A 10,928-nucleotide genomic window follows, 5' to 3' on the forward strand; every position below is an offset into this window, starting at 1 on the left:
GAATTAAACACCAAACCCAGTAAGGTTTTGAGATTCCCAAAATGGCGTTGCCATTTTGGGCTTTGGTTAGTAGATAGCTGGGCATAATTAAAGCCCAGAGCCAAAAGTTGTAGCGCACGCGGAGTGTACGCTACAACTTTTAGGATTTTTTTAATTATGCTTATCAAAACCCAAGAGTTGATTGGCGGCGCTCCGCGCCGCCAATCAACTCTTGGGTTTTATGTTCTAGTACGTTTAACGACAGCTATAAAAACAGAGATGGTGCAATGCACCATCTCTGTTTTTTTGAATCGATCTTTTGAATCGATCTATAGTAAACTTAATTTATATGAAAGGGAGTAGCTACTTACTTTAAGCAAAAAAGCAAATTTTTTTAGCTAAAAGTGATTCCACTTGAGTCAACATACTGGCTAACCGCCTGGTTCAAGTAACAAGTTTTAATTACTTTTAAGTAAAAGCTTGGCAGCGAGACTTTCACTAAGTTCACACCTGATGTGAGCTTGGTGAGGTCTTGCGTATCTCTTCAAGCTCATTCAGGACTTTTCAGACACCTGAAGGAGTTTTTTGGAGTGTTAACCGCTTTTACAGCAAGTTTATTATTGATCACCATTTCTGAATTAGGTGATAAGACATTTTTTATTGCCGTAATTCTGGCGATGCGTCATCCGCACCGTACCGTATTTGCGGCTGTGTTTGCGGCTCTTGCCCTGATGACAGTGCTATCTGTTGCTTTAGGACAGGTAATGACTTTATTCCCCAAAATATACATTCACTATGGTGAGATTGTTTTATTCCTTGTGTTGGGATTGAAGTTACTTTATGACGCATCCAAGATGTCGGCAAAGTCGGAGACAGAAATCGTTCATGAAGCAGAAGAATTTATAGAAGCCCAAGACTCTCCTAATGCCTTAGCCTCTATTCCCGTCTTTGGTAAGTCTTTGAGAAATATTTTAGCGAAATATTCTTGGCTAAGACTGTGGCTGCAAGCTTTTGTGATGACCTTTATTGCCGAGTGGGGCGATCGCACTCAGATTAGTACGATCGCGCTAGCTGCTTCCTATAATCCAGTTTTTGTGACTCTCGGCGCAATTTTGGGACATGGGATCTGTACGGCGATCGCTGTAGTTGGTGGTAGTCTGATCGCAGGTAGGATTTCAGAACAGATAATTACGGCGATCGGTGGGGTTTTATTTATTATTTTTGGTTTAGCAGCCTATTTTCAAGGTGTTTAAAATACGAGGGTTTAAATAATTCGCAACCCAAAAGATTAATGGCGATGCAAAGCATCGCCATTAATTATCCTAATCAAAACTTTCATAGCTAAGGACAAATGATTTAGGATTGCGATAGATTACTAAGTAGCTGGGCATAATTAAAAACCAGAGTCAAAAGCTGTGGCGAACGCTGCGCGTGCGCTACAGCTTTTAGGGTTTTATATTTAATTGCACCTAGATACTTAATGGGATTATTTTAATGAAATTATTTTTTGCCTCAGCGCTAAAGCTTGAGAGTTTGGATAGGGTTTGAAAAAGCGATTAGATGTTTTATTAGTTGACTTGGAGCTTGCACCATCGCGGGAGCAGGCTCAGAAGTTCATTCGGGCTGGTTGGGTGCAGGTCAATCAACAGGTGATTGATAAGGTCGGTATGGAAGTCAAAGAGGATGCTGTAATTTTGGTGAAGCAGCAGTCCCCTTTCGTATCCCGTGGCGGCGAAAAGTTGGCAGGAGCCTTAACTAAGTTCGGCATGGATTTGCGCGATCGCACTTGTTTTGATGGTGGCATCTCGACGGGTGGCTTTACGGACTGTATGCTCAAGCAGGGAGCCACCAAGGTCTATGGTATTGATGTGGGCTATGGGCAAGTGGCTTGGGAAATTCGCAGCGACGAGCGGGTGGTGTTGCGCGAACGCACCAATTTAAGGCATCTTACGCCCGAAGATTTGTATGCCGATGGCGATATCGTTCCCGATTTTGCGGTTTTGGATCTATCGTTTATTTCGCTGACAAAAATTTTGCCTTCCCTATGGCATCTGTTGCGATCGCCCCGTGAGACGCTATTGCTTGTGAAGCCCCAATTTGAGGCGGGTAAGGGGCAAGTCGGCAAAAATGGCATTGTGCGCGAACCCAAAATCAGGGCTGAGGCGATCGCCAATGTTCTCGCGACGGCTCAAGGTTTAGGTTGGCAATTTCAAGGTTTGACTCCTTCCCCGATTCAAGGTCGGACTGGTAATTATGAATATTGGTTATGGCTGAGCGATCGCGCTTCAGAAATACCTGTCCCTAGTTTTGAGGACATTCTGGCAATGACGACCTATTGATAATCAACTTTTATATAGTTTATATAATTTCCAAAGATGATTTGACTCAAGGAGTATTGTTGCAGCCCATACAAAAATACTGACACCAGCCGCAGATGCGGCAATATCCTTAATAATCCCGATGCGTCGATCCTCTTGTGGTTGCACGAAATCACACAAAATTTCGATCGCACTATTAAATAACTCTGCCACTAACATCATGCCTGTTGCCAGCAAAATTAAAGTAACATCAACCCATTGCTGAAGAATAAACGTCAAGATAAAAATAGGAACGGATAGAACAAGTTTGTAAGCAACGCTAAAATCAGAGACGGCAAAATGAAGCCCTGAAAATATGACTTTTAACTTCCTGATCGGGTCATATTTAGATTTGGGTAGTTTAGGCATAAGTTCATAGAGAAGGGCATTAAAGAAAGTCACCCATATCTTATAGCAACGAAAGATATAAAGCCCAAAAGAGATGTGGAGGCGCTAAGCGCCTCCACATCTCTTTTGGGCTTTATATCCTTAATGATAATTAAAAACGAAATGCTGCTTAATCACATCAAATTTGGTGCATTCCCAATAGTCGATATGGGAAATAATTAATTCGCGATCGCTTTCTCCATTGTTTAAAGGATCGGGAAAGCTGCTAAGGGTCAAATCGCTCCAACCCGTGACACTAATCCGAGGCTTCCAAGGTAAGGGAGCATCCCAACTCATCGTCCAGCGAGCTTTAACTAGATTGTCGTTACGGGTAATGTCGTGGAGTTCGAGTTTGAGATTCTTAAACCAGAAGGTAATAAAGCCGATCATTTTTTGATATTGCTTAATCCCGCGAAAGTTATAGACAGGATCTTTAAAATAAACATCTTCGTTATAGATGCTATAGGTCTGCGCCTCAGGGAATTTCGCGTAATCTGCCTTGATGATATCGAGGATATTGGTCATTTGCGATCGCCTATCAGAAATACTTGCAACTATCCTTTGATGATAACCTTGAGATTCCGCAAAGCTAGATATGGCTTTGCTTTAAGAACCTGAAATTTTCAACTAGAGGAATCCTATGTGGGCTAATGCGATCGCTGCCTATCTCCATTATTTGAGCTTAGGGCTAATTTTTGCCAGCTTATCGACGGAATTATTTACGCTCAAACAAGATCTAACCAATAAAGAAGGATGGCGAGTTCTCATTGCCGATAGTATCTATGGACTAGCAGGGATTACCGTCCTAACAACAGGAATTTTAAGGGTTTTATATTTCGAGAAGGGCGCTGAATATTACACCCACCAGCCAGTTTTCTGGATGAAAATATCCTTGTTTATTGTAGTTGGCTTGTTATCGTTATATCCTACCTTTTCCTTCTTGATGTGGATTAAAAACCTCCGTGCGGAAAAGCCCCCTGAAGTAAGTCCAGAAAAAATCAAAATCCTCAGAACCATCGTTCATGTGGAACTGTTTGGTTTTAGTTTAATTCCGCTTCTCGCCTCCATGATGGCAAGAGGTATCGGCGCAAACTGGTTTCATTAATCACTAAAGTGTCGCCCTGCGACACTTTAAGTTAATGTCTTATCCCAATTCACGAAAGGGTGACAACACTTTTGTGAATGAAAAGCTAAATCTAGTAAGGGTTTTCAAATTAAGATAAGGCATCTCGTAACATCGCTAACCTTTCAGGCAAAATGCGATAGTAAATCCAAGTTCCACGCCGTTCTTTGCTAAGTAAACCCGCCCCATACAAAACTTTGAGATGGTGACTCACCGTGGGTTGGGCTAGTCCTAATGATTCAACTAATTCACAAGCACATACCTCTTGGCTAGACTGAGCCGCAATCAGACTGAGGATTTGCAATCGGGCAGGCTCGCCTAATACTCGAAAGATCTCTGCTAAATAGATGGCATCATCCGAGTTAAGGTGGCTTTTTAGGAGTGGTGGACAGCAGGTAGTTGGAGTTGGATTCATAAAATTTATATTGACATGGATCTCATCTCCGTGACAATATATCGATGGATATCAATATTGATATCCATCGATATTTAAGGATCTTCTCATGTCCCAAGCTAAGTCGATTAAAAGGCTATCCATGCTCGATCGCTTTTTGACGCTCTGGATTTTTCTGGCGATGGTCTTAGGTGTGGCGATCGGCGCATTCTTCCCTGCGGTCGATCAGTTGATCGAGCGGTTTCAAGTTGGCACTACAAATATCCCGATCGCGATCGGCTTAATTTTAATGATGTATCCGCCCTTCGCCAAGGTGCGTTATGAGGAATTAGGCGATGTCTTTCGCAATGGCAAAATCTTAGCGCTGGCTCTATTTCAGAGTTGGATAATTGCGCCGAGTTTCATGTTTCTCTTGGCGATCGCCTTTTTTCGAGACTCGCCCGAATATATGGTCGGTTTGATGCTAATCGGGATTGCGCCATGTATCGCGATGGTAGTGGTATGGAGCGATCTCGCTAAGGGCAATTCTGAATATACGGCGGGGTTAGTCGCCTTTAATAGCATTTTCCAAGTGCTGTTTTATAGCTTCTATGCTTGGATTTTTATTACGGTATTACCGCCACTATTTGGCTTAAGAAGTACTGTAGTCAACGTAAGCATCATCGAGATTGGACAGACTGTTTCGATCTATCTCGGCATTCCCTTTATCGCAGGATTTTTGACACGCTTTTTCCTGAGTAAAGCTAAGGGTAGAAATTGGTATCAGAAGGTATTTATTCCCAAAATCAGCCCGATTACCCTTATTTCATTACTGTTTACGATTGTGGTGATGTTCAGTCTTAAGGGAAGCTTGATGTTAAAAATCCCTTTAGATGTTGTCAAAATTTCGATTCCATTATTGATTTATTTCGTGGTGATGTTTGTAGTCAGCTTTTATCTTGCTTGGCTCATCAAAGCGGACTACGACAAAGCGGCAAGCGTTGCCTTTACCGCCGCAGGCAATAATTTTGAACTCGCGATCGCCGTTGCTGTTGGTGTGTTTGGCATTAAGTCTGGGGCAGCTTTTGTCGCTGTGGTTGGTCCCTTGATCGAAGTGCCTGTATTAATTAGCCTCGTAAATTTAGCGTTTTGGTTCAAGCGCAATTACTTTGATCCAAATTCCATTCAAAAAAACATTCAAGATATTCAAGAGCATAAATCATGAAACGTATTATGTTTGTCTGTAAGAAGAATTCAGCCCGATCTCAAATGGCTGAGGGATTTGCTAGAGCTTTGGGTGGTGAGAAGTTTGAGATAACAAGTTCTGGGTTAGAAGCAAGTCAAATTCGCCCTGAGGCGATCGCTGTCATGCAAGAAGTAGGCATTGACATCAGCCACCACACTTCTAAAGCCCTGAGTGAATTTCATTATGAAGACTTCGATATCGTCATTTCCCTCTGTGGTTGCGGTGTATCTTTACCACCTCGATGGTGGACTAGAGATGTATTTGAAGATTGGGAATTAGACGATCCTGCGGAGAATCCCGAAATTTTTCCTAGAGTGCGTGACGAATTAAAGGAAAGAGTGCAAAAATTGCTTAATTCCCTCAATTAAACATCTTTTGCAATTACCTCAAGAAGAGAAGAGCGACGCTCTTCTCTTCTTATTTTTTTCTTCTTATTTTTTTATGTTTTCCTAACACCATTGGCGATCGTTAAGTACCTCAGCATCATTAAAATCCAGATATAAAACCTGCGGCGCACGCTGCGCCGCAGGTTTTAGGGTTTTATATTTAATTGCGCCTAGCTACTTATAAAAAAGTTTAAAGAGGCAATAAATTGCGATAAATCGCGATCGCTAAACATTTTTGTGGCTGATTTGAGTTAGCTGTGCTAGCATCTCATGTAAGTTCGCTGGATAGTAATGGCAAAAGTCCTAGTACTAAACGCATCCTATGAGCCGCTGAACATTACCAATTGGCAGCGAGCTATTGTCTTGCTCATAAAAGGCAAAGCCGAACAGGTCGAACATAATGGCAAGATGATCTATCCTGGAATGCCTTTGCCCACTGTGATTAGGATGCTGCAATATATCAGTATTCCCTACAAAGAAATTCCGCTTACCCGTCGCAATATCCTCCACCGTGATGCCCATTCCTGTCAGTATTGTGGGCATACAGGTGATGACCTAACCCTCGATCATGTGTTACCACGATCGAGGGGTGGTGTTGATAGTTGGGACAATATTATTACCGCCTGTGTCCGATGTAATGTCAAAAAGGGCAATCGCACCCCCAAGGAAGCAGCCATGCCTCTACGCAAGCAGCCTCGCCGCCCCCACAGTGGTTTGCACTTTGAGGTGACTAAATATTTGCGATCGGGCAATCATGACGAGTGGCAAAAATATATTATTAATTAACCGAAAAGGCTTGCTAAGCAAGCCTTTTCGGTTAATTAATAGGCTTTTGATGCAGCGCAAAGCGCTGTAAACTTTGAAAACACAAAATTATTTAAATAAATAAATATTTAATAAAAATGACCAAAAATGTATGGATATTTCCTGGACAAGGCTCTCAGGCTGTAGGAATGGGTTTAGACCTTGAGACAGTAGGCAAGGACAAGTTTGCAAAAGCAGAACAAATTTTAGGCTGGTCGGTTTTAGAAAAGGTGCAGACCGATGCCACTGAACTTGCCAAAACTCAGTTCACCCAACCTTGCCTATACGTGATTTCTGCAATTCTGACCGATATATTAAAGACCAAGGGTTTAAGCCCTCATGCTGTCACAGGTCATAGTTTGGGTGAATACAATGCCCTCTACTGTGCGGGAGTGATCGACTTTGCCACAGGTTTAGAATTGGTGAAGCAGCGATCGCTATTGATGGCTGAAGCGAGTGGTGGCGCGATGACCGCTCTGATTGGTTTCGATCGCCATGCCTTAGAAGCAGAAATCGCCGCAACTGAAAATGTAATTCTGGCAAATGACAATAGCGCCGACCAAGTGGTAATTTCAGGAACCGCAGCCGCTGTCAAATCTATCTGCGAACGAGTAAAGGTCAAACGGGCAATTCCACTAGCTGTAAGTGGCGCGTTTCATTCACCGTTGATGGCTGAAGCCGCAGCAAAGTTTGCCAAGGTGCTGGAACAGACAATTTTTAATGATGCCGAAATCTCGGTTATTTCTAACGTTGAACCAAATGATGCAACGACCTCTGGGCAGGTACTACGCGATCGCCTTTGCCAACAAATGACTTCCCCTGTCCGCTGGCGGGAAATCTGCTTGTATCTTGCGGCGCAGGGATACGAACAGGCGATCGAAGTGGGATCTGGAAAGGTATTAACAGGATTGGTCAAGCGATCGGCTCCTAGCTTAGCCCTTGTTAATATCAGTACCTTAGAACAGGCGATCGCTTTTTAATGACTAAAATCTAGATCTAAAACCTGTGGCGCACGCTGCGCGTGCACCGCAGGTTTTAGGGTTTTATATTTAATTAAGCTCACTCACTTAGCGAACTAATTAATGTCGCGATCGCATCAGCCGCTAATGGTTGATATAGGTGGTATCCCTGCCCTGCGTGGCAGTGATGAGCTCTCAGAAATTCTAACTGGTCGAGAGTTTCTACCCCTTCAGCAATTACAGTTAAGCCTAGATTTATCCCCAAAATAATGATCGCTTTCACAATTTCGCCATCTTCAGGATTTTGATTTAATCGCGCCACAAACGAGCGATCGATCTTGAGCGTATGAATTGGAAATCGATGTAAATAACTCAACGAAGAATAACCCGTTCCAAAATCATCAATACAGGTTTGAATATTGCGTTCGCTGAGTTCGCGTAAGATTTGCGAGGCTAAAGTGGTTTTTTCGATGAGAATACTTTCGGTGATTTCTATCTTGAGCCGACTGTTATCAAGGTTAAATTCCTGAAGAATTTGCTCAATTTGATTGGGTAAATCGGACTTCGTAAACTGTTTTGCCGATAGATTTACATTCATCGTCAGCTTTGTCACTATGGGAAATTGCGCCTGCCATTGGGTTAATTGATAACAAGCCTCATGCAATACCCAAAAGTCAATTGCTGTAATCAACCCGACATCTTCTGCTAATGGAATAAAGTCCGCAGGCGCAATCAAGCCCTGCTCTGGATGTTGCCAACGAACGAGGGCTTCAAATCCGATGATTTTATGTAACTGCAAATCGACAATTGGTTGATAATGCAGACATAACTCCTGCCGCTCGATCGCTCGCCGTAGATCGTTCTCTAGCCTTAATTTTTTCAGTGCTTCGGTATGCATGGCAGGGTTAAAGATTTCGTAGCGATCGCGACCCTGTTCTTTCGCTCGATACATGGCAGTATCGGCATCACGCAGCAATTGATCGGGCTGGGTATAGCCAGCAGAGTTCAGAGCAATGCCAATACTCGTACTGATAAATATTTCATTGCCATCGATCAAGATGGGCACTTTCAGCGAATCTTGAATCCTTTGGGCAACTTCAATCACATCGTTAACACTTTCAATTTCTTCGAGTAGCATCACAAACTCATCGCCCCCTAGTCTGGCAACGGTATCTCCTCCCCTTAAACAGGCAACTAAACGCTTAGCCACAATCTTGAGTAACTGATCTCCCGCTAAATGTCCGAGACTATCGTTAATCATCTTAAAGCGATCTAAGTCTAAAAAAAGGACGGCAAACAGTTCAGGAGAATTGTCTGAGTTTAGGTAAAGGCGACGGTTGGATAGTTGTAAGGCATGGTTGAGGCGATCTAGAAACAAAGACCGATTAGGGAGATTGGTTAAAGTGTCATGGAAGGCATCGTGCCGCAGTTGGGCTTCCATTTTCTTGCGCTCTGACAATTCTGATTGGGCACTTTGATAGAGTGCTGATTGATGAATGGCGATCGCACATTGATCGGCGATCGCCTTAACTAAGGAAATTTCATTGTCCGACCATACTCGTTCGCGATCGCATTGGTAGAGACTAATTCCCCCTAAGTAGGTCTGCTGGTAACACAGAGAAGTCAGCAAAAGAGAATGAATGCTATACCTTGCGGCTAAATCCTTGATTTTCTCTGGGAGATCGTCAGTAATGCGATGCAGAGGGATCTGCTCTCCCTGTATCAACTCGTCTCGAAAATGAGCATAAAAATCACAGGACAGCCCAATTACATTCTCACGATAAGACGCATTATTTTTACTGATGTAACATACTCGCATTTGCTGCGAACTGTCTGGCTGAAAGATCAAACAATGACTCACCTGTAAAGCCTCGTACAGCAAATCCACCGTTGTTTGTAATACATCATCTAAGACGAGAGTCTCCCGCATCGATTGGACAATACGATTGATGATCGTCTCCCGCCATGCTTGTTGCTCGATCTGGGCGATCGCCATTTTTTGCTGCCGCCGTAACGAAAACTCTTGCAAGGCTCTTTCTAAAACGCTAGGCAGACGAAATAACCGATCCTTTAAAACGTAATCAGTCATCCCAGCCTTAATACATTCAACCGCCGCTTCTTCCCCAAGACTTCCCGTAATCAAAATAAAGGGAATATCTTGTCCAGATTGTTTGAGAAAATCAAAAGCTTGTAAACCATTAAAACTAGGTAGTCGATAGTCTGACAGAACCACATCATAGTATTTGTCCTGTAGATATCTCTGAAATTCGATCTCCGTGGCGATGATGTCGCAGGTAAAGCATAGCCCTGATGATTCGAGAACCAATATTGTTAATTCAGCATCAGCAACAACATCTTCGATAATCAAAATTCTCAGCGATTGTGACGATCGTTGCTCCTCTAATTTTGCAAATTTTCCAAACTCTGGCATCAAGTTTCCCATGGTTTACAAACGTAAAAGTATAGGTTTAGAGTTGGTGTTTATAGTTATTCTCAACTATCTAAAACTATTTGCTTAATCACGACTACATACTCAGCATCTACCAAAGTATATATAAAAAATTACTTAAATTAATAGTATTTCAAGTTAAATGAAAACAAGTTAAGTAAGCGGGCTTAATTAAATATAAAACCTTAAAACCTGCGGCGCACGCTGCGTGTGCGCCGCAGGTTTTAGATCTCGATTTTAATGATGCTGAGGTATTTAGGATCAATCAAGAGGTGGAAGTCTGTTGAGCATCATCCAGTAAAATCCTACTTTTTGTGACATTTCTACGAATTGTTGAAAGTCTAAAGGTTTAACAATATAACTATTCACCCCTAAATCATAACAAGCTTTTAAATCATTGTTCTCTGCGGAAGAAGTCATGACAACGACGACGAGATTTTGAGTACGGGGAGATTTGCGAATTCTTTCTAAGACCTGTACGCCATTAATTTTAGGTAGTTTTAAGTCTAGGAGCACTAGTTTGGGTAAGGGCTGAGTCGGGGGCTGTCCGTCACGACCAAATAGATAGTGAACTGCCTGCTCGCCATCTGATACAACATCAATTTTATTAACAAAGTTATAGTTATCTAAGGCAATTTGGATGAGTTCGACATCGTTAGGATCATCCTCTACGAGCAAAATTCTAGTGGGTTCCATATATTCAGACTTAGTAACTACTAAATAGGTAAGAATTCAGGTAAGAATAGGAATGAGAGAAATAGAAGAAGGATCAATTAAAGCTTGACGGAAAAATCAATGACAGATTTACCTTGAGCTTTACAGGTTTGAATAACCGTCAACAAAGCGGCGGTATTGTGTAAGCCAT

Annotated in this window: 12 protein-coding genes; 7 read left to right on the plus strand and 5 right to left on the minus strand. The window is 42.4% G+C overall.

The genetic code is table 11. The features are described 5' to 3' along the window. The first annotated feature begins 569 nt into the window (after positions 1–569). On the plus strand, positions 570–1,232 hold the full coding sequence (locus PSE7429_RS18045) for a TMEM165/GDT1 family protein (protein ID WP_009628755.1): 663 nt from the start codon (positions 570–572) through the stop codon (positions 1,230–1,232). A gap of 291 nt (positions 1,233–1,523) precedes the next feature. After that, positions 1,524–2,318 (plus strand): TlyA family RNA methyltransferase, encoded by a 795-nt coding sequence (locus tag PSE7429_RS18050; protein WP_009628756.1) that lies wholly within the window; start codon positions 1,524–1,526, stop codon positions 2,316–2,318. Positions 2,319–2,321: 3 nt separating this feature from the next. Here PSE7429_RS18050 and PSE7429_RS18055 read toward each other — a convergent pair whose 3' ends face one another. Then, a complete protein-coding gene (locus PSE7429_RS18055) occupies positions 2,322–2,705 on the minus strand; it encodes a diacylglycerol kinase (protein WP_009628757.1) in 384 nt (127 codons plus the stop codon). 120 nt (positions 2,706–2,825) lie between these two features. After that, positions 2,826–3,248, minus strand: a complete 423-nt coding sequence (locus PSE7429_RS18060; protein ID WP_009628758.1) for a DUF2358 domain-containing protein — start codon at positions 3,246–3,248, stop codon at positions 2,826–2,828. A 115-nt stretch (positions 3,249–3,363) separates the two neighbouring features. Between PSE7429_RS18060 and PSE7429_RS18065 the strand changes: the two genes are divergently transcribed. After that, positions 3,364–3,828, plus strand: a complete 465-nt coding sequence (locus tag PSE7429_RS18065) for a DUF2214 family protein (protein ID WP_009628759.1) — start codon at positions 3,364–3,366, stop codon at positions 3,826–3,828. Positions 3,829–3,937: 109 nt separating this feature from the next. Here the strand turns inward: PSE7429_RS18065 and PSE7429_RS18070 are convergent, their stop codons facing one another. Further along, positions 3,938–4,261, minus strand: coding sequence for an ArsR/SmtB family transcription factor (locus PSE7429_RS18070; protein ID WP_009628760.1), 324 nt, complete (start codon positions 4,259–4,261; stop codon positions 3,938–3,940). Positions 4,262–4,349: 88 nt separating this feature from the next. Between PSE7429_RS18070 and arsB the strand changes: the two genes are divergently transcribed. The 4 genes from arsB (at position 4,350) to fabD (ending at position 7,635) form a co-directional block, all read left to right on the plus strand. After that, positions 4,350–5,444: an ACR3 family arsenite efflux transporter gene (gene arsB / locus PSE7429_RS18075; RefSeq protein WP_009628761.1), complete on the plus strand. Its 1,095-nt coding sequence runs from the start codon at positions 4,350–4,352 to the stop codon at positions 5,442–5,444. Beyond that, positions 5,441–5,833 carry an arsenate reductase, glutathione/glutaredoxin type gene (arsC, locus tag PSE7429_RS18080; RefSeq protein ID WP_009628762.1) on the plus strand — a complete coding sequence of 131 codons (393 nt, stop codon included), beginning with the start codon at positions 5,441–5,443 and terminating at the stop codon, positions 5,831–5,833. The genes arsB and arsC overlap by 4 nt, the downstream gene beginning before the upstream one ends. Before the next feature lie 309 nt (positions 5,834–6,142). Beyond that, the gene (locus PSE7429_RS18085; protein WP_009628763.1) at positions 6,143–6,637 is read left to right on the plus strand and encodes an HNH endonuclease; all 495 of its coding nucleotides are present in this window, start codon (positions 6,143–6,145) and stop codon (positions 6,635–6,637) included. Positions 6,638–6,753: 116 nt separating this feature from the next. Next, the gene (gene fabD, locus PSE7429_RS18090; protein ID WP_009628764.1) at positions 6,754–7,635 is read left to right on the plus strand and encodes an ACP S-malonyltransferase; all 882 of its coding nucleotides are present in this window, start codon (positions 6,754–6,756) and stop codon (positions 7,633–7,635) included. A gap of 79 nt (positions 7,636–7,714) precedes the next feature. On the opposite strand, the gene PSE7429_RS18095 is transcribed toward fabD, so the two are convergent. Both PSE7429_RS18095 and PSE7429_RS18100 read right to left on the minus strand, forming a co-directional pair. Then, the gene (locus PSE7429_RS18095; RefSeq protein WP_009628765.1) at positions 7,715–10,045 is read right to left on the minus strand and encodes an EAL domain-containing protein; all 2,331 of its coding nucleotides are present in this window, start codon (positions 10,043–10,045) and stop codon (positions 7,715–7,717) included. A 279-nt stretch (positions 10,046–10,324) separates the two neighbouring features. Beyond that, positions 10,325–10,759, minus strand: coding sequence for a response regulator (locus PSE7429_RS18100; RefSeq protein ID WP_009628766.1), 435 nt, complete (start codon positions 10,757–10,759; stop codon positions 10,325–10,327). Positions 10,760–10,928: the final 169 nt, after the last annotated feature.

The organism is Pseudanabaena biceps PCC 7429, assembly GCF_000332215.1.
In the GTDB taxonomy this organism is placed as follows: Bacteria; Cyanobacteriota; Cyanobacteriia; order Pseudanabaenales; family Pseudanabaenaceae; genus Pseudanabaena; species Pseudanabaena biceps.

Excerpts from the sequence above, each read along its gene's own strand:
- PSE7429_RS18070 (WP_009628760.1), bottom strand. The coding sequence starts at position 4,261 with ATGAATCCAACTCCAACTACCTGCTGTCCACCACTCCTAAAAAGCCAC.
- PSE7429_RS18055 (WP_009628757.1), bottom strand. The coding sequence starts at position 2,705 with ATGCCTAAACTACCCAAATCTAAATATGACCCGATCAGGAAGTTAAAA.
- arsB (WP_009628761.1), top strand. The coding sequence starts at position 4,350 with ATGTCCCAAGCTAAGTCGATTAAAAGGCTATCCATGCTCGATCGCTTT.
- PSE7429_RS18095 (WP_009628765.1), bottom strand. The coding sequence starts at position 10,045 with ATGCCAGAGTTTGGAAAATTTGCAAAATTAGAGGAGCAACGATCGTCA.
- PSE7429_RS18100 (WP_009628766.1), bottom strand. The coding sequence starts at position 10,759 with ATGGAACCCACTAGAATTTTGCTCGTAGAGGATGATCCTAACGATGTC.
- PSE7429_RS18065 (WP_009628759.1), top strand. The coding sequence starts at position 3,364 with ATGTGGGCTAATGCGATCGCTGCCTATCTCCATTATTTGAGCTTAGGG.
- fabD (WP_009628764.1), top strand. The coding sequence starts at position 6,754 with ATGACCAAAAATGTATGGATATTTCCTGGACAAGGCTCTCAGGCTGTA.
- arsC (WP_009628762.1), top strand. The coding sequence starts at position 5,441 with ATGAAACGTATTATGTTTGTCTGTAAGAAGAATTCAGCCCGATCTCAA.
- PSE7429_RS18085 (WP_009628763.1), top strand. The coding sequence starts at position 6,143 with ATGGCAAAAGTCCTAGTACTAAACGCATCCTATGAGCCGCTGAACATT.
- PSE7429_RS18060 (WP_009628758.1), bottom strand. The coding sequence starts at position 3,248 with ATGACCAATATCCTCGATATCATCAAGGCAGATTACGCGAAATTCCCT.